At 64.9% G+C, this 16,903-nt stretch carries 15 protein-coding genes; 6 read left to right on the plus strand and 9 right to left on the minus strand.

The features are described from left to right. The first annotated feature begins 114 nt into the window (after nt 1-114). Complete coding sequence (locus OX462_RS16820; protein WP_409026594.1) at nt 115-504, plus strand: DUF1090 family protein; 390 nt, start codon at nt 115-117, stop codon at nt 502-504. Here OX462_RS16820 and mmsB read toward each other — a convergent pair. The 3 genes from mmsB to OX462_RS16835 form a co-directional block, all read right to left on the minus strand. Then, nucleotides 501-1,406 (minus strand): 3-hydroxyisobutyrate dehydrogenase, encoded by a 906-nt coding sequence (mmsB, locus tag OX462_RS16825; protein ID WP_409026595.1) that lies wholly within the window; start codon nt 1,404-1,406, stop codon nt 501-503. The genes OX462_RS16820 and mmsB overlap by 4 nt on opposite strands. Before the next feature lie 10 nt (nt 1,407-1,416). Next, nucleotides 1,417-2,931 carry a CoA-acylating methylmalonate-semialdehyde dehydrogenase gene (locus OX462_RS16830; protein WP_121669160.1) on the minus strand — a complete coding sequence of 505 codons (1,515 nt, stop codon included), beginning with the start codon at nt 2,929-2,931 and terminating at the stop codon, nt 1,417-1,419. Nucleotides 2,932-3,017: 86 nt separating this feature from the next. After that, nucleotides 3,018-4,214: an ABC transporter substrate-binding protein gene (locus tag OX462_RS16835; protein ID WP_409028754.1), complete on the minus strand. Its 1,197-nt coding sequence runs from the start codon at nt 4,212-4,214 to the stop codon at nt 3,018-3,020. 142 nt (nt 4,215-4,356) lie between these two features. On the opposite strand from OX462_RS16835, the gene OX462_RS16840 reads away from it, so the two are divergent. The 3 genes from OX462_RS16840 to OX462_RS16850 all read left to right on the plus strand — a co-directional run bounded on the left by OX462_RS16840 (nt 4,357) and on the right by OX462_RS16850 (nt 7,830). Next, a complete protein-coding gene (locus OX462_RS16840) occupies nt 4,357-5,274 on the plus strand; it encodes a LysR family transcriptional regulator (RefSeq protein ID WP_409026596.1) in 918 nt (305 codons plus the stop codon). A 47-nt stretch (nt 5,275-5,321) separates the two neighbouring features. Continuing rightward, on the plus strand, nt 5,322-5,852 hold the full coding sequence (locus OX462_RS16845) for an isochorismatase family protein (protein ID WP_409026597.1): 531 nt from the start codon (nt 5,322-5,324) through the stop codon (nt 5,850-5,852). A 106-nt stretch (nt 5,853-5,958) separates the two neighbouring features. After that, nucleotides 5,959-7,830: a hypothetical protein gene (locus OX462_RS16850; protein ID WP_409026598.1), complete on the plus strand. Its 1,872-nt coding sequence runs from the start codon at nt 5,959-5,961 to the stop codon at nt 7,828-7,830. Between the two features lie 12 nt (nt 7,831-7,842). Here OX462_RS16850 and OX462_RS16855 read toward each other — a convergent pair whose 3' ends face one another. The 3 genes from OX462_RS16855 to OX462_RS16865 form a co-directional block, all read right to left on the minus strand. Further along, on the minus strand, nt 7,843-9,006 hold the full coding sequence (locus OX462_RS16855; protein ID WP_409026599.1) for an acetyltransferase domain-containing protein: 1,164 nt from the start codon (nt 9,004-9,006) through the stop codon (nt 7,843-7,845). 141 nt (nt 9,007-9,147) lie between these two features. Beyond that, on the minus strand, nt 9,148-11,238 hold the full coding sequence (locus OX462_RS16860; RefSeq protein ID WP_409026600.1) for a TonB-dependent siderophore receptor: 2,091 nt from the start codon (nt 11,236-11,238) through the stop codon (nt 9,148-9,150). Between the two features lie 55 nt (nt 11,239-11,293). Beyond that, entirely contained in the window at nt 11,294-12,205 is a 912-nt protein-coding gene (locus OX462_RS16865; RefSeq protein WP_409026601.1) for a LysR family transcriptional regulator, read from the minus strand. Between the two features lie 119 nt (nt 12,206-12,324). Between OX462_RS16865 and OX462_RS16870 the strand changes: the two genes are divergently transcribed. Further along, a complete protein-coding gene (locus OX462_RS16870) occupies nt 12,325-13,311 on the plus strand; it encodes a zinc-dependent alcohol dehydrogenase family protein (protein WP_070222045.1) in 987 nt (328 codons plus the stop codon). 72 nt (nt 13,312-13,383) lie between these two features. Next, nucleotides 13,384-13,710 (plus strand): hypothetical protein, encoded by a 327-nt coding sequence (locus OX462_RS16875; protein ID WP_409026602.1) that lies wholly within the window; start codon nt 13,384-13,386, stop codon nt 13,708-13,710. A gap of 7 nt (nt 13,711-13,717) precedes the next feature. Here the strand turns inward: OX462_RS16875 and bla are convergent, their stop codons facing one another. From bla to OX462_RS16890, 3 genes are all read right to left on the minus strand, one after another. Then, nucleotides 13,718-14,659, minus strand: a complete 942-nt coding sequence (gene bla, locus OX462_RS16880) for a subclass B3 metallo-beta-lactamase (protein WP_409026603.1) — start codon at nt 14,657-14,659, stop codon at nt 13,718-13,720. A gap of 82 nt (nt 14,660-14,741) precedes the next feature. Beyond that, nucleotides 14,742-16,505, minus strand: coding sequence for a M56 family metallopeptidase (locus OX462_RS16885; RefSeq protein ID WP_409026604.1), 1,764 nt, complete (start codon nt 16,503-16,505; stop codon nt 14,742-14,744). Further along, the gene (locus OX462_RS16890) at nt 16,502-16,894 is read right to left on the minus strand and encodes a BlaI/MecI/CopY family transcriptional regulator (RefSeq protein ID WP_070310901.1); all 393 of its coding nucleotides are present in this window, start codon (nt 16,892-16,894) and stop codon (nt 16,502-16,504) included. Before OX462_RS16890 ends, OX462_RS16885 begins: the two co-directional genes overlap by 4 nt. Nucleotides 16,895-16,903: the final 9 nt, after the last annotated feature.

Raw genomic sequence — 16,903 nt, forward strand, 5'->3', positions numbered from 1 at the left:
AAAACACGCATGGTAGCCGATGCCATGCGGGACAGGCGCGCACGGTAGGCGAAGTTTGACAGGGCACGCCGGCAGGCTTACATTGCACGGGCTCACCACAGACACAGGAATGCCATGAACCTTCTATCGAAAACCGCCCTGACCCTTCTGCTCGCCGCCGCCTGCGTGGGTGCCAGCGCCGCAGACACCCGGCTGGCCGGCTGCGCCGCCAAGCGCGAAAGCATCCGCAGCGAATTGCAGCAGGCGCAGGAACAGGGCCTGTCCGACAAGGTCGCGGGCCTGACGCGCGCGCTCGACGAAGTCAACGCCCACTGCCGCGACAACGCGCTGGTCGAACGCCACAACAAGAAGGTGCTGAAGGCGCAAGCGAAAGTGAACCAGACGGAGCGTTCGCTGCGCCTGGCCCAAGAAGCCAATAAACAGCCGAAGAAAATCGCCAAGCTGGAAGGCAAGCTGGAAAAAGCCAGGGCCGAATTGGCGGCCCTGCAGGCGCAGCAGCCTTAAGCTTTCTCGCCCAGCAGCTGATAAATGCTGGAGAAATCCAGCGCGCCCGCCCCCGCCTTGCTGTGCAAGCTATATAGATTGCGCGACAGGGCGCCCAGCGGCACGCTCGCCCCGCTGGCCAGCGCGCTTTCCACGGCCAGGCCCAGGTCTTTCAGCATCAGGTCGACGCCAAAGCCGCCCGTGTAGCCGCGCGACGCGGGCACGCTCTCGGCCACGCCGGGACACGGGTTGTACACCTCCAGGGTCCAGTTGCGGCCCGAGCTTTTCGCCATCACGTCCGACACCACTTTCGGATCGAGGCCATTGGCCACGCCCAGGCGTATCGCCTCGCTGGTGCCGATCATCAAAATCCCCAGCAGCATGTTGTTGCAGATCTTGACCGTCTGCCCGCAACCGGAGCCGCCCGCATGGAAGATCGCCTTGCCCATCACGTCCAGGTAGGGGCGCGCGGCCGCCAGCGCGGATTCTTCGCCGCCCACCATGAACGTCAAGGTGCCGTTGGTGGCGCCCGCCGTGCCGCCCGACACGGGCGCGTCCAGCATGGGCATGCCCTTTTCCTCGGCCGCGCGGCCCACCTGGCGCGCCGCCTCGGTGGAAATCGTCGAACAGTCGATCAGCAAGGTGCCGGGCCGCGCCTGCGCCAGGATGCCCGCGTTGCCCAAAGGGTTACCCAAATAAGCGCCCAGCACGTGGCGGCTGGCCGGCAGCATGGTGATGACGATGTCGGCCTGGCCTATCGCCGCCGCCCGGTCATCGGACACCAGGCCGCCGCCGGCGGCAAACTGCTGCACGCTGGCCGGCAGCAAGTCGAAACCCGTCACCGCATGGCCGGCCCGCACCAGGTTTTGCGCCATGGGTAAGCCCATGTTGCCCAGGCCGATGAAAACGATATTGGTGCTCATCGCCGCCTCCTTATTTCATCGCAATGGTGGTATTGACGCCGCTGCCGCCATCGTCCGGGGCGAACCAGCGCGCCGTGACGGTCTTGGTCTGCGTCCAGAAATACAGGGCTTGCTTGCCGTTCGGGCCCAGGTCGCCCAGTTTCGACGCGCGCGAGCCCGTGAAGCTGAAATAGGCGACGGGCACGGGGATGGCCACGTTGATGCCCACCTGCCCCACGTCGATCTCGTTCTGGAACTTGCGCCCCGCCCAGCCGGACGAGGTGAAGATCGAGGTGCCGTTGCCGTTCGGGTTGGCGTTGATGAAGGCGATCGCTTCGTCGAGCGTCTCCGTCTCGACCACGCACATGGCGGGGCCGAAGATTTCCTGCGTGTAGACGGCGTTCGACGCAGCCACCTTCGAGAAAATCGTCGGGCCCATGAAGTTGCCGCCCTCGTAGCCGGCCACCTTGTGGCCGCGGCCGTCGAGCAGCAGCTGCGCACCTTCGTCCACGCCCGCCTGGATCAGTTTTTCCGCCCGCTGCATGGCCGCTTTCGAGACCATCGGGCCCAGGTCGGCCGTGCGGTCGCTGCCCGGTCCCACTTTCAGCGCTTGCGAGCGGGCGACGATTTCCGGCAGCCAGGAGCGCGCCTCGCCCACCAGCACGACGACGGAATTGGCCATGCAGCGCTGGCCGGCCGCGCCGAACGCGGCGCCGATCAGGTTATTGATCGCCTGTTCCTTGTTGGCGTCGGCCAGCACCACGCAATGGTTTTTCGCGCCCATCATCGATTGTGCGCGCTTGCCCGATTCGCTGGCGCGGCGGTAGACATGCGTGCCCACATGGGTGGAGCCGATGAAGGACACGGCCTTGATGTCGGGATGGTCGCACAGCAAGTTGACGACGTCGGCGCCGCCATGCACGACGTTCAGCACGCCGGCCGGCAAGCCCGCCTGGTACATCAGTTCGACCAGGTACATGGTCGATGACGGGTCCTGCTCCGACGGTTTCAGGACAAAAGTATTGCCGCAGGCGATAGCGATGGGGAACATGAAGCATGGCAGCATGACGGGGAAATTGAAGGCCGTGATGCCGGCGCCCACGCCCAGCGGCTGGTAGATATTGTAGACATCGACGCCGGTGGCCGCGTTTTCCGCGATTTCGCCCAGCTGCAGGGTGGCGATCGAGCACGCGTGCTCCACCACTTCCAGACCGCGCATCACTTCCCCTTCCGCGTCCGGCAGGGTCTTGCCGTGTTCGCGCGTGATCAGTTCGGCCAGGGCGCCGATGTTTTCACGGATTAGCTGCTGGTACTTGAGCATGATGCGCATGCGCGCCGCCAGCGGCGTGTTGCGCCACGTCTTGAACGCTTCCTTGGCCGTGGCGACGGCCAGATTGACTTCGTCGGGCGTGGAAAACGGCACCCTGGCGACGATGTCCTGCGTGGCCGGGTTGACGACGTCGCGCCATTCCGTGCTGGCCGAGGCGTGATGCTTGCCGGCGATGTGCAGGGGGATGGCGGGGACTGAGGTGAGGGCTTGGTTCATGATTGAGGCTCCGGGTGTGCGATGTTTGTTCAGCTAAACCCAACGGCGTAAAGCTGGGGTCAGACCCGACGGGTCTGACCCCGGAATTATTTTTTAACGAGATTGCACGCCGCCCCATCCATCGGCTTGAACGCCTGGTCGGCGGGAATGGTGGACAGCACTTTCAGGTAATCCCACGCGCCTTTCGATTCGGCCGGGGTCTTCACCTGCACCAGGTACATGTCGTGGATGACGCGGCCGTCGGGGCGGATCGAGGCGTTGTTCATGACGGCGTCCTTGATCGGCAGCTCGCGCATTTTCTGGGCGACGACCTTCGAGTCGTCGCTTTTCGCGGCCGCCACCGATTTCAGGTAGTGGTAGACGCTCGAATACACGCCCGCCTGCACCATGGTCGGCTTGGCGCCCTTGTTGAGCGCCTCGAAGCGCTTGGCGAAGGCGCGGCTGCGGTCATCGAAATCCCAGTAAAAGCCGTCCGCGTAGACGAGGCCCTGGGCCGTTTCCAGCCCCAGCGCGTGCACGTCCGAGAGGAACACCAGCAAGGCGGCCAGGCGCTGGTCCTTGCCGCTGCCGATGCGGAACTCGCGCGCCTGCTTGATGGCGGAGACGGTGTCCGCGCCGCCGTTGGCCAGGCCGATCACCTGTGCTTTTGACCCTTGCGCCTGCACCAGGAAGGACGAGAAATCGGACGCGTTCAGCGGATGGCGCACGGCGCCCAGCACCGTGCCGCCATTGCGCTTGACGACTTCGCTGGCGTCCTTTTCCAGCGAGTGGCCGAAGGCGTAATCGACGGTGACGAAATACCAGGATTTTTGTCCCAGCTTGGTCAGCGCCGCCGCCGTGCCGGCCGCCTGCGAATACGTGTCGAACATCCAGTGGAAGCCGTTCGGCGAGCAATCCTCGTTCGTCAGGCGTCCCGTGGCCGGGCCGCTGAACATGGCGATGCCGCCCTTCTCCTTCATCAGTTTTTGCACGGACAGGGCCACCGAGGAATTGGTCAGATCGGCGATGGCGTCGACCTTGTCGCGGTCGATCCATTCGCGCGCCTTGGAGGCGGCGATGTCGGCCTTGTTCAGGTGATCGGCCGAGAGGATTTCGATCTTCATGCCCTTGCATTCAGCCTTCAGACAATCCTCGACGGCCATCTGGCTGGCGACGACGGAGCCGCGCCCGCCCATGGCCGAATACGGGCCGGACATGTCGGTCAGGATGCCGACCTTGACGACGCCATCGGAAATCTGCGCGTGCGCGCCGGTGAAAGACAGGGAAAGCGCCAGCGCGCCCATGGCCAGAACGGTTTTTTTCATGCGTGTCTCCAGGTGAACGGGTTTTCTTATATGTTTAGATGCATTCTGCATGTGTAAAAATATGCATTCAAGTGGAATTAATGCATAATTCCTTTGCAAAAATGCACAAGGAGACAAGGCCATGCTCGATTGGGACAATGTACGGGTCTTCCTGGAACTGACGCGCAGCACGGGACTCGTCGATGCGGCGAAAAAGCTGGGCATCGACCATTCCACCGTGTCGCGGCGCATGCGCAAGTTCGAGGAGCAGGTGGGCACGCAGCTGTTCGACCGCAATTACGTGGGCTACCAGCTGACGCCCGAGGGCCACCGCCTGATGGAATACGCGGAAACCATGGAAAGCACGGTGTTTGCCGCCACCGAGGAATTGGGCGAACACAACCGATTGCTGTCGGGCCAGGTGCGCCTGGGCGCCACAGAGGGCTTCGGCGCCATCGTGCTGGCGCCCCACCTGGCGCAGTTTTGCGGACGATACCCGCACATCAGCGTGGACCTGATCGCCGTGCCCCGTTTCGTCAGCCTGTCCAAGCGCGAGGCGGACGTGGCCATTTCCATCGAACGGCCCCTGTCCGGCCCGTATGTCGTGACGAAGTTGTCCGATTACCGGCTGAAACTGTACGCCACGCCAGGCTACCTGGCGCGCCACGCAGCGATCACCAGCGTGGCGCAGCTGGCGCAGCACCCGATCATCGGCTATGTGGACGACCTGGTCTTCAGTTCGGAGCTGCGCTACATGGACAACGTGGCACCCGATTCCCTGCGCGCGTTTCGCAGCACCAGCGTCATCGCCCAGTACCACGCGGCGCGCGCGGGCCAGGCACTGGCGATCCTGCCCTGCTTCGTGGCCCAGCAGTCGAACGAACTGGTGCCCGTGCTCGACGGCGAGATCGACCTGCTGCGCGCCTTCTGGATGATCTCGCCCAGCGAGCGGCGCAACATCGCCCGCGTCAGCGCCCTGTGGAACTACCTGCGCAGCGCCATCGAGCTCAATCACGCCTACCTGATGGGCGAGACGGCCGTGCCCAGCTGGCCAAGCTGACTGCGCGCTACACTATCCTGTCGCCACATACGAATTAGGATAATGCCATGCTGATAGATGCAAACCATGCCGTTTTAGTCATTGTCGACCTGCAAGGCCGTTTGATGCCGGCCATCCACGACGCCGGCCTGGTGCTGGCGCAAAACCTGCGCCTGGCAAAGATCGCCCGCCTGCTCGACGTGCCCGTGCTGGGCACGGAACAGAACCGCCAGGGACTGGGGCCGAATGTGGAAGAGATCGCCGCCCTGTGCGAACGGACCTTGCACAAGACGCATTTCGGCGCCTGCTTTGATGGCTTGCAGGACATGCTGCCCGCCGGACGCAAACAGATCGTCGTCACGGGTTGCGAAGCCCATGTGTGCATGCTGCAGACGGCCGTCGGCCTATTGGAACTCGGGTATGACGTCATCATCGCCATCGACGCCGTCGGCTCGCGCCAGGCCGCCAGCCGCGACGCGGCGCTGGCCCGCCTGGGCAAGCTGGGCGCGCAGCTGGTGACGGTGGAAATGCTGGCCTTTGAATGGCTACGCGACTGCAAGCACCCGCGTTTCCGCGAGGTATTGGCGCTGATCAAATAGGCACTCCTTTACGCAGGATCAAACCCATCGGCTGCCCGTTTGCTAGCTTGGTAACAGCGTCGCCATCTTGAACGGCGCAACTGTCCAACCGAGCTGGAGAACCATCATGGCCTATATCCTGCGGGGCAAGCTGTGCGGCTTGATCTGTGCCGAATGTCCGGAACCGTTGTCGCACGTCATCGTGCGCCTGTACCGGCCGCGCGACACGCAAAACGTCACGGCCCTGGCCGTGGCCAGCGCCAAGGAAACCTTCGCCATCCTCTCTGACGAGGAAGTGCAGGCGAAAGCCCCCTTCCTGCTGGCCGAAGCGCGCACCGATGACGACGGCAACTACAGTTTCACCCTGGAAGGCGATTACCAGGGCGAGGCTGTGGAGGTCGATATCCTGTGCCCCACCGTGCCCCATTTGAAGCCGGGACCGAAAGACCCCGTGCCGCTGCAATTTTCCATCACCACCATCCAGCCCCGCTGGCGCCAGGTCGACAACGATTTCGTCGCCATCTGGGATTATTGCCTGCCGCAACGCTTCTGGTGCCTGGTGCGCGCCCGCTTCGGCGCCTGGACCATCTGCGGCCGGCTGCGCACCTGCGATGCGCCGCACACGCCGATCGCAGGTGCCACCGTGCGGGCGTTCGACGCGGACTGGCTGCAGGACGATGCGCTGGGCATTGCGGTGACGGACACCAGCGGGCGCTTCCGCATCGACTACCTGACGTCGGACTTCACGCTCACGCCATTCTCGCCGTTCATCAACGTGGAATTTGCCAGCGGGCCCGATGTGTATTTCACGGCGCAGCTGGGCAGCATCACAATCCTGTCGGAAACGCAGGCCAACGGCCGCCAGCCGGGGCGCGAAAACGTGGGCCACTGTTTCTGCGTCGAATTGTGCTCGAAAGAAGTGCTACCTCCCGATGTGGAAGGCGTGCCCCACTGGCAGCAGGTGGAAGTGTTCGACATCCACCCCTTCCCTTCGCTGGCGGGCTTTTCCGCGCAAGGCTATGCGGGCGGCCCCGGCGCCTCGTACGTGTTCGCTGGCGGCGTCACATTGAAAGGCAATTGCCCGCTGCGCAACAGCGCCATTCCCGCCAATCCGCTCGAATACCGTTTCCTCATCGGCGAATGGTCCTGGCCGGGCGGCACGGACGACCCGACAGCCTTGCCGACGGTGGCGCCCGCCAGCCTGGCGCCGCTCACGCAAGTGCTCGGCACGCTCGTCGGCTATGTGTTTTATACGAACGGACTGGGCCTGGCCGACTCGGCGCAGGTGATCGTCGATGCGGGCGACTTGAAACCGGGCGGCTGGATACGCGTGGACGGCAAGCCCGTCACCGTGGACATGCGCGACGGCACGACGGCCGTCGTCAACGTGGCGCCCAACATCTTCCTGCGCACCTTCGACTTGCTTACCGTGAATACGCCCGCCATCACCAGCCTGCATCCGGCCAAGCTGCCTGGCGGCTTGCCCATCCTCGACGCGGGCCGCAGCCTGACGGCGGCCGAAAGCGAACCGATACGCCGCTACCGCCTGGGTTTCGAAGTGCGTGACGGAAATACCCTGGCGCTCGTGGCCACGGACGGGCTCGACTCCATCGTCTTCGACAACTCGCCCGTCATCGTGGCGCTGGACCTGGAAGAATTGCGCAGCAATGCCTGCAATCCCATCGCGGGCGGCCTCGTGCATATCCTGTACACGATAGACCATCCGCATTTGCGCTTTTTCACTATCACGATTTCCAACAACAACGGCATCCAGCATCCGCCGCCACCGCTGCCGGCCGCCAGTTTCACGCCGCCTCCACCGCCCAGCAATTATCTGTTCCGCGGCGGCGCAGGCGGGCCTCACCTGTCAGGCAACAATGGCGGCTTCCCCGTCAACGTGGCGCTGGATCCGCCGTGCGCCTACAGAGTGGCCATCGGTTGGCAAACGCGGCATTACCTGGCGTCCAGCCACAGCATTGACAGGCTGTACTGCAAATAGAATAGGCTTGACTCAGAAGTAACGCACCCACGCCTGCTGCGACGTGCGCTTGTAATTGGCAAACGCGCGGCAGGGGAAGTACAGCACGGGCATCAGCAGCAAGGCCAGCAGCCAGACTTGCCAGATATGTTCGACGCCGTAGCGGGTGCCGTGATTGGCGCCCAGCACGGCCGTCAAGGTCAGGCCGATGGCCAGCAGCAGATACAGATGCAGCAAGTAGTAAAACATGGGCGCGCCGCCAAAGGTGGCGCAAGCCCGCGTGAACCCGTTATCGACGCTTTCCAGCCAGGCCAGGCCCAGCAGGCCCAGGCCCAGGGTGAACAGCAAAAAGTCCAGCGACGGCGGATATTTCGTGAAGTTCAGCACGCTCATGGCCGTGCGCAAGGCCGTGTCGCCCGCCACCCACGGCAGGGTTTCACCATACAGATTGAAGCCGCGCAGCAGGCCCAGCAGCAGCAAGCTGCCCGCGCCCAGCGCCAGAAGCAGGCGGCGCCGTCCTTCCGGTGAGCGGCTGCGCGCATACAGGGGGCCGGCAGCATAGCCGAGCACGATCACGCCTATCCACGGCAGCAGCGGATAGCTGACCTTGATCTTCATCGCACCGTCGGCCACCAGATAACCGCGTTGCAGCAGCACCGTCAGCGCGTAATAGCCAAGGCTGCCCTGTTCGGCGCGCAAGCCGGTCATCAAATGCTGGCCCGCGATCATCGCCACACCGAGCACGAGCAGCACTTTCAAGGGCAACTTGTGCAGCACGGCCAGCGCCATCATGGCCAGGCCGATGACCCAGATCACCTGCAGGTACAGCACGGCGGGCGGAAACGCGCCGCTCCACGCGAAATTGACGAACACCAGTTCCAGCACCACCAGCAGCAAGCCCCGCTTGAACAAAAAGCCGCTGGCGCTGCGCGGACCGGCCGCCGGATGCGCGTACAGCCAGGCGGAGAGTCCCGTCAGGAAAACGAACATGGGCGCGCAGACGTGGGCGGCCAGGCGCGTGAAGAACAGGGCCGGATCGACGTGGGTCGCATCCATCGGGTCGCTGACCTGGTGATGTAAAAAGACGGTCTCGCGCACATGGTCGAACAGCATGATCAGCATGACGAAGCCGCGCAGCACGTCGATGACGGCGATGCGGGTGCGCAGGGTGGCGGAGGAAGTCAGTGGAACAGTCATTGGTTGATTTATAAAAACTTTAGTGAGTCGGCAGTGTTATTTCACCCCACCAGCAAAATCTGGGGTCAGACCCGCCGGGTCTGACCCCGGCTCTATGCTGCTGGGTTCGAACAATGATGTGGCATGTACAGAGCCCCACAGTTAAAACCGGTAATGGGCATTCAAGTTCACCGTGCGCTCCGCCCCCGGCGCCACCCACAGTTGGCTGTAGGAACTCGCATAGTAGCTGCGGTTGAACAGGTTTTCCACGCTCAAAGCCAATCGCAGTCTGGCGTTGGGCGCATACGACGCCAGCAATCTGGCCGTCGTATAGGCCGGCAGGGTAAATTGGCTGCTGACGGCCACGTCGCCCAGGCGCTCGCCCACATACTGAAAACCGCCGCCCACGCTGGCCGTGCCCGTGCCCAGCGCGAACTGCTGCGTGGCCAGCAGGTTGGCGCTGTGGCGCGGCACGTTGGCGAAGCGGCTGCCCGTCACGATCGTATTGTCGCCGCGCGTGACGGTGGCGTTGGTGTACGCATACGCGCCCGAGACGCGCAAGCCGCGCGCCAGTTCGCCCGACACATCGAGCTCCAGGCCCCGGCTGCCCACCTCGCCCGCCGCGATGGCGAAATCCGTGTTGGCGGGATTGGTCGTCAGCACATTGCTCTTGCGGATGTCATACACGGCCACCGTCCCCGTCAGCTTGCCCGTTTCCAGCTTCGCGCCCAGTTCATACGAGCGGCTGCGCTCGGCCGGGAAAGCCTGGTTATCGAGGCTGATGCCGCTGTTGGGCCGGAAGCCCTTCGCCGCGCTCGCGTACAGCGACCACATTGTCGACGGCTGGTAGACGAGGCCCGCGCGCGGGCTGGTGGCCGACAGCGACTGGCGGTTGCTCACGTTCAGGCGATGGTTCGCCACATCCTGCGTGTAGCTGTCGCGGCGCACGCCAACGAGCGCCTTCCATTGGGCGCCCAGGTCGATCTGGTCCTGCGCGTACAGGCCGCGCGCCCGTTGCCCTTCCTGCGTGTCGATGGACAGGGCCAGCGGCGCGGCCTTGCCGCCATACACGGGATTGAAAATGTCGATGGCATAGGCATTCGCGGCGCTGGGGTTGCGCCGCAGCTGCACCCGGTGGTCGTCGAAATGGTAGGCGTCCACGCCGGCCAGCACCTCGTGCGCCAGCGCGCCCGTTTTGAACTTGCCCAGCAACTCGACGCGGGCGGAGACGTCGGTGGCCGAGAAATCGCGGTGGCGGCGCTGCCGGTTCAGGGTGCGGCCATCGGCCAGCAGCTTGTTCGCCTCGGTCGAATAACCGCGCAATTCGCTGTCGCGCCAGGAAGCGCCCGCCTGCACAGTCCAGTCGTCGGACAGCGCGTGGTGGATGAACAGCTGCTGGCCCAGCGACTTGACCGTCATGGGGCCGTCGCCCGGCTCGCCCAGGAAACGCGACACGGGCACGGCGCCCAGCTTGCCGTTCACGGCCACCACGCCCCGGTCGAACGGCGCGCGCTGGCGCACCGCTTCGATTTCATACGATACGGTCGTGTGCTCGCCCGCCAGCCAGATAAACGAGGGAGAAAACAGGCTGCGCTCGACTTTCACCGTATCGCGGAAGCTGTGCCCTTCCTCGTGCGCGGCGTTCAAGCGGTAGGCGATGGTGTCGCTCAACGGTCCCGTCAAGTCGACGGCGGCGCGGCGCGTGCGGAAGCTGCCCAGCGCAACATCGGCGCTGTATTCCGGCGCGAACTTCGGCTTTTTCGTCGTGATGTTCACCGTGCCGCCCGGCTCGCCCCGGCCGTACAGGGCCGACGCGGGGCCTTTGAGCACTTCCACATTCTGCGTATTGCCGCCGTCGCGCATGCCGTTGTAGCCGCGGCTGGAACTGAAGCCGTTGACCATGTAGTCGGAACCGAAATTCGGGTCGCCCGTGAAACCGCGCATGGCATAGCTGTCCCACAGGCCGCCCAGCGGACTTTGTTTTGAAATACCGCTGGCCAGGTCCAGCGCACCGGCCAAGGTCGTCACGCCGGCGTCGCGCAGCAGGTCGCTGGTCAGCACGCGCACGCTTTGCGGCAAGTCCATCAATAAAGCGTCCGTCTTGGTGGCGCCCGTGGCCGACAGACTGCGGTAATGCTGGCGCTCGGCCTTGACGGTGACGACATCGCCGGCCTGCACATCATCGATTGCCAGTGACCAGGGGCTGGCAGCGGCAAGTAACAGCGCCACGGGGCGGCGTAAAAACACGGGCATGGAATTCCTGACGAAGGCGCAAATCAATGCAATAGGCTTGCATTATAATTGATAATCAATTCTCATTAAAGCCTTCGTGAACAATCTGCGCCAAAAACTCCACGAACACCTGCACCTTGGCGGCGCGCAGCTGACGCGGGTGGAACAGCGCCCACAAATCCGGTCCCCGCGTGCGGAACGGCTGCAGCACGGGCACCAGGGTCCCCTCGCGCAAAGGCTGCAAGACGGAAACGGATAGCGCCTGGACGATGCCGCAACCGGCCTGGGCAGCGGCGATCATCGATTCGATATGGTCGAAAGACAAGGCGGCAGCGGGCGTGTGGGCGTACGGCTCGCCTGCTTCCCCATCCTGGAACAGCCAGGGCCGCACCTGGCGCGCTTTCGGATACAGGAAATGCAGGCAGGCAAACTGATCCAGTTCCTGCGGCGTGCGCGGCACGCCATGCCGGGCGATGAAGGCGGGGGAAGCGCAGCACAGATAATCCATGGTCAGCAGGCTGCGCGCCACCAGCGACGAATCCTGCGGTTCGCCGATGCGCAGCATCACGTCGATGCCCTCTTCCACCATGTCGACCAGGCGGTCGCTGACCGTCAGGCGCAGAGAAATGTCGGGATAGGCGGCGGTAAAGCGTGGCAAGGCGGGCGCCACCAGGTTGCGGCTGATGCTGCTGGGCATATCCACGCGCAGGCTACCCGAAGGTTTCCCGGCCGCCTGTTCCAGACTGGATTCCAGCGCCGCCATGCCGGCCAGCACCTGGCGCGCCTGCGCATGGCACTGCTGGCCTTCGGCCGTGAGCGACATGCTGCGCGTCGTGCGCTGTAACAGGCGCACGCCGAAATGCTTTTCCAGCGCCGCCACCTGATTCGTCACGGACGAGGTGGAAATGCCCAGGCGCTGCGCCGCCTTGCTGAAACCGCCCGCCTCGACCACGGCGCAAAACACGCGCATCGCTTCCAGCCTGTCCATGTATTTCCCTCCTGTTTGACTATGATTATCCACGATACTGAAATAGTGCATCGGGCCGCGCCCGGTTTTTCTTTATTCCCTTCCCGCCTAGACTGGGGCATCAACCACAGGAGAACATCATGCAAGCCCTCGTCCTCAACACCTTTTCCGCCCGCATGAGCATCGAGCAGCTGCCCGTGCCGCAGCCCGGCCCCGGGCAAGTCCTCGTGCGCATCGCCGCCAGCGGCGTCAATCCGCTGGACACGAAGATCGCCGCCGGCGCTGCCCCGCACGCCCGGCCCAGCCTGCCCGCCATCCTTGGCATCGACGTGGCCGGCACGGTGGCGGCCGTGGGCGAAGGCGTGACGACTTTTCACGTTGGCGCAACAGTGTATGGCATGGCGGGCGGCATCGCCGGCATCCAGGGCTCGCTGGCCGAGTACGCCGTCTTCGATTCCGCCCTGCTGGCGCCTGTGCCGCAAGGATTGAGCATGCGCGAGGCGGCGGCCCTGCCCCTCGTCTTCATCACGGCCTGGGAAGGGCTGGTCGACCGCGCCCACGTGAAGGCGGGCGACACCGTGCTCGTGCATGGAGGCGCGGGCGGCGTGGGCCACATGGCCGTGCAGCTCGCCGTCGCCCTGGGCGCGAAGGTGTCTGCCACGGGCAGCGCCGCCAGCCGCGCCACCATCGAGGCGCTGGGCGCGCGCTTCATCGATTACCGCACCAGTACGGTCGATGACTACGTGGCCGAGCATACGGGCGGCGCCGGCTTCGACATCGTCTACGACACGGTGGGCGGCACCACCCTGGACGCCAGTTTCAAGGCGGCACGCATGTATGGCGGCCACGTCGTCAGCTGCCTGGGCTGGGGCACGTTCGCCCTGAGCCCGCTGACGGCGCGCGCGGCGACTTACTCGGGCGTGTTCACCCTGCTGCCCCTGTTGAGCGGCGAGCATCACGCGCGCCATGGCGCGATCCTGCGCGAAGCCAACAAATTAATAGAGGCGGGCAAGCTGCGGGTGCGGCTCGATCCACGCCGCTTTAGCTTGCGCACGGCACACGAGGCGCATGTGGCGCAGATGGACGGCAGCGCGCGCGGCAAGCTGGTGGTGGATGTGGCGGATTGAAGACAGGCTTGTTTCTCAAGCGCGCAAGCGCTAATATGCAAGAATTAACTTGCATATTGAGGTGAGGCGAAAATGCTGCGTGAACAACTGGAAAAACTGCTGGCGCAGGGCCGCGACAGCGCCCTGCTGCGCTTTGGCCTGGGCGACGCCTGCCTGAAAGACAATGACGCCGAGCAAGCCGTCATCCACCTGGCGCAGGCGACGCAACAGCAAACAAGCTATTCCGCCGCCTGGAAACTGCTGGGCAAGGCCCTGCTCCAGCTGGACAGGCTGGATGAAGCGCAGGCTGCCTGGACCACGGGCGTCACAGTCGCCCAGCAGCAAGGCGACCTGCAAGCCGTCAAGGAAATGACGGTATTCCTGAAACGCCTGCAAAAACAGCGGCAGGCGGCACAGTAAAAACGGCTTAGTGCGCGTGCGCCGCGCCCTTCGCGTCAAGAGGCAAGGCGACGTCCCGTTCCTTCGCCAGGCGCTTGGCCAGCAAGCCGCCCGCTTCGGCCGCATAGGCGCGGCAGGCGTTGGCGTCGATCAGGGGATTGTCCGTGCCGCTGCGCCTGGCCGCCTTGCCCAGCACGTCCGTCGTGCCCGGATGCACGGGGATGATGATGTCGCATGGCAAGGCCGCCACCTTGGCGATGCTCGCTTCGAACGCGGCCGATACGTCCGGCGTCCTGCCCTTGCCCGCGCCCTTGCCCGTATAGCGGAAATCGCCGCTCGCATACGGGTTCAGGCTGTCCGCGTACACCACGTTCAGGCAGCGCGCATCTTCGCATGAGGTCCAGGTCCACGTCGTGCCGCCAGGCGTGTGGCCCGGTGTCATGTGGGCCGTCAAGCTCAACGGTCCAACCTTGACGGTATCGCCCTCGCCCACGAGGCTAACCTTGCTTACCTTGGCCACATGCACGACGGGATTGGCCTGGTATTGCGGGTCATCCTTGCCATTCGTGCCGCTTTGCAGGCCCAGGGCGCCCGAGGCGCTGGCCATCACGGTGGCGCCGCTCGCCCGTTGCAGCGCGGCGATGCCGCCCGCATGGTCCCAATGGGCGTGCGAATTGAGGATGACTTTCACATCCTCGATGCGAAAGCCCAGCGCCTGGATGTTCGCGATGATCAGGGGCGCCGATTGCGGCAGCGCGCCGTCGAGCAGGATATGGCCCTGCGGGCTTGTCACCAGCACGGCGGACAGGCCCGCCGTGCCCACATACCAGCTATTGCCATAGATATTGAACGGCTTGACGGGCGCATTCCATTCCTTGCAATTGTCGCAATTAACAGGTTTATCCTGCACCGGGGCCGGCGTCTTTGCCTGCACCGTGCCTGCCGCCATGGTCGCAACCGTAGCCAGCATCAACTTCGCCAATAGTGTCATTGTCATCTCCAGAGTGTAAAAAGAAGGGCGCCCGCACTGGCGCGCCCGGGGGGGGGGGGTATCAATGCATGCGGCCTGGGCTCCCGGCCAGGGTGTCGCGGATGTGGCCGGCGTCGAGCGAGCGCCGCTGCGCGCCGTCGGCATCGAGCAGCACCACGGTGACGTGCTTGCCGCCGCTGCGCATGCGCATGGTCAGGCAGCTGCCCGCCTCGTGGCTGCTGCCCGTCTTGGACAATACAATGTCCCAGCCCTTGCCGCCGACCAACGGATTGGTGTTGCGCAGGGTGCGGACCTTGCCATTGACGGCCACGCTCGCTTGCGGATGGCTGGTGATGCGCGCAATGTCCGGATAGCGCGCGGCCGCCGCGACGATCTTTGCCACCTCGCTGGCCGTCGACGTATTCGCGGGCGAACTGCCGACAGGGTCCGTCAGGGTGGTGCGGCGCAAGCCCAGCTGGCGGATCTTCGCTTGCAAGGCTTGCTGAAAAGCCGCGTTGCCGCCGGGATAAGTGCGCGCCAGCGCGGCGGCGGCGCGGTTTTCGGATGGCAGCAACGCCAGTTGCAACAGCGCGCCGCGCGACACGGCCACGCCATCGGCCAGCAGGCTGCGGCGCTGCAAGGATGCATCGCCATCGGCGCGCACGATGCGCAGCTGTTCGTCCGGGTCGAGGGCCGCGTCGAGCACCACCATGGCCGTCATCAGCTTGGTGATCGAGGCGATGGGCACGACGGCGTCCGCATCTTTCGCCATCAGCACCTGGCCCGTGCTGTCGTCAAATACCAGCATGTGTTTCGCGCTGACGGGCAAGTCCAGCATCGCGGCGGCGGCATCGGCCAGCATCGTTCCGTTGACGGCAGGCTTGCCCTGCACCTGCAGCAGCAAGGTGGCGCAGGCCAGCAGCAAGGCGGGCACGGCCAGTTTCCAGCCGGCCGTGTCGGCGCCCGGCGCCATCAGCCGTTCGATGCGCGTCAGCAGCGCCCCGCCCCGGGCCGACATCAGCAAGCCGGCATGTTGCGGCGCGGCAGCGTGCAAGGACAAGGCATGCAGCGCCGTGGCCAGCTGCTGCGGGTCTTGCAGCGCCTGCGCAGCCAGCGCATCGGCCACCTGCTCCCGCTCGGCCCGCATACGCGCCGACAGCCACCAGACGACGGGGTGAAAAAACAGCAGCGCCTCGGCCACGCTTTGCAGCAGGTTGACCAGGTAATCCCAGCGCCGCACGTGCGCCAGTTCATGCGCCAACAGCGCTTCGAGCAAGGCGACGGGCATGCCGCTCAGCAAGGCGGCCGGTAGCAGGATGACGGGGCGCCAGAAACCCACCGTGACGGGGCTGGACAATCCCCCATGCAGCTTCAGCGGCACTTTCCGACTGCCGTGCAAGTCCATGCGCAAGGCCAGCGCATCGAGGCGCGCCTGCCAGACGGCCGGGGCAGCGACCGCCTGGCGGCGCAGCTTGCCGACCCAGGCCAGGCCCAGGCACAGGCGCAAGCTCATCAGGGCGACACCGGCGCTCCAGGCCAGCACCAGGGCCGGCATCCATGCTTGCAGCGCGGCGCGCCAGGCGGGCGGAGCGTCCACCGTCAGCCGGGCCGGCGATGCGCCCGACAGCAGGGACAGCAGGTGCACAAAAGGAATACACACGCACAGCAGCAGCGCCAGCGCGCAGACGGCATAGCGCCAGCGCGCGCTGGCCTGGCGCAGCAAGCAGAGCAGGACGGCGGACACGGCGCCCACGATCAAGCCCTGCCAGACGAAATACAGCAAGACCCAGCCCAGCGCAGGGACCAGCTTGCCCAACTCGATGCCGAGGCGCATGTCCACATTCATGGCTGTTTGCCATCCTTGCTGCGCAGAATTTTTTCAATTTCCAGGCGTTCCGCGTCGCTCACGTGCTCGCGCAGCGCCGTCAGCACGAGCGCCTTGCCGGAGCCGGAAAACACCTTGCCGATCAAGTCCTTGAGCAGACTCGTCTGCAGCTTTTCCTGCGCATCGACGGCCGCATACAGCTGCGGTCGCTGGCTTTCGTCGCGGCTCAGCAAGCCCTTGCCATGCATCAGCTGCAACTGGCGCAGCACGGTGGCGTAACTGGCGTCGGCACGCTCTTCGGCCAGGGCGTCGTACACGGCGCGCGCGTCGGACGGACCGCGCCGCCACAGGATGCGCAGCAGATCCAGTTCGGCGGCCGTGGGATGGGGAGTGGAGGTATTTTTTAACATGACGCTAGA

Origin of the sequence: Janthinobacterium aestuarii (assembly GCF_046113285.1) — a bacterium.
GTDB lineage: Bacteria > Pseudomonadota > Gammaproteobacteria > Burkholderiales > Burkholderiaceae_D > Janthinobacterium.

Excerpts from the sequence above, each read along its gene's own strand:
- OX462_RS16820 (WP_409026594.1), top strand. The coding sequence starts at position 115 with ATGAACCTTCTATCGAAAACCGCCCTGACCCTTCTGCTCGCCGCCGCC.
- mmsB (WP_409026595.1), bottom strand. The coding sequence starts at position 1,406 with ATGAGCACCAATATCGTTTTCATCGGCCTGGGCAACATGGGCTTACCC.
- OX462_RS16830 (WP_121669160.1), bottom strand. The coding sequence starts at position 2,931 with ATGAACCAAGCCCTCACCTCAGTCCCCGCCATCCCCCTGCACATCGCC.
- OX462_RS16835 (WP_409028754.1), bottom strand. The coding sequence starts at position 4,214 with ATGGGCGCGCTGGCGCTTTCCCTGTCTTTCACCGGCGCGCACGCGCAG.
- OX462_RS16840 (WP_409026596.1), top strand. The coding sequence starts at position 4,357 with ATGCTCGATTGGGACAATGTACGGGTCTTCCTGGAACTGACGCGCAGC.
- OX462_RS16845 (WP_409026597.1), top strand. The coding sequence starts at position 5,322 with ATGCTGATAGATGCAAACCATGCCGTTTTAGTCATTGTCGACCTGCAA.
- OX462_RS16850 (WP_409026598.1), top strand. The coding sequence starts at position 5,959 with ATGGCCTATATCCTGCGGGGCAAGCTGTGCGGCTTGATCTGTGCCGAA.
- OX462_RS16855 (WP_409026599.1), bottom strand. The coding sequence starts at position 9,006 with ATGACTGTTCCACTGACTTCCTCCGCCACCCTGCGCACCCGCATCGCC.
- OX462_RS16860 (WP_409026600.1), bottom strand. The coding sequence starts at position 11,238 with ATGCCCGTGTTTTTACGCCGCCCCGTGGCGCTGTTACTTGCCGCTGCC.
- OX462_RS16865 (WP_409026601.1), bottom strand. The coding sequence starts at position 12,205 with ATGGACAGGCTGGAAGCGATGCGCGTGTTTTGCGCCGTGGTCGAGGCG.
- OX462_RS16870 (WP_070222045.1), top strand. The coding sequence starts at position 12,325 with ATGCAAGCCCTCGTCCTCAACACCTTTTCCGCCCGCATGAGCATCGAG.
- OX462_RS16875 (WP_409026602.1), top strand. The coding sequence starts at position 13,384 with ATGCTGCGTGAACAACTGGAAAAACTGCTGGCGCAGGGCCGCGACAGC.
- bla (WP_409026603.1), bottom strand. The coding sequence starts at position 14,659 with ATGCTGGCTACGGTTGCGACCATGGCGGCAGGCACGGTGCAGGCAAAG.
- OX462_RS16885 (WP_409026604.1), bottom strand. The coding sequence starts at position 16,505 with ATGAATGTGGACATGCGCCTCGGCATCGAGTTGGGCAAGCTGGTCCCT.
- OX462_RS16890 (WP_070310901.1), bottom strand. The coding sequence starts at position 16,894 with ATGTTAAAAAATACCTCCACTCCCCATCCCACGGCCGCCGAACTGGAT.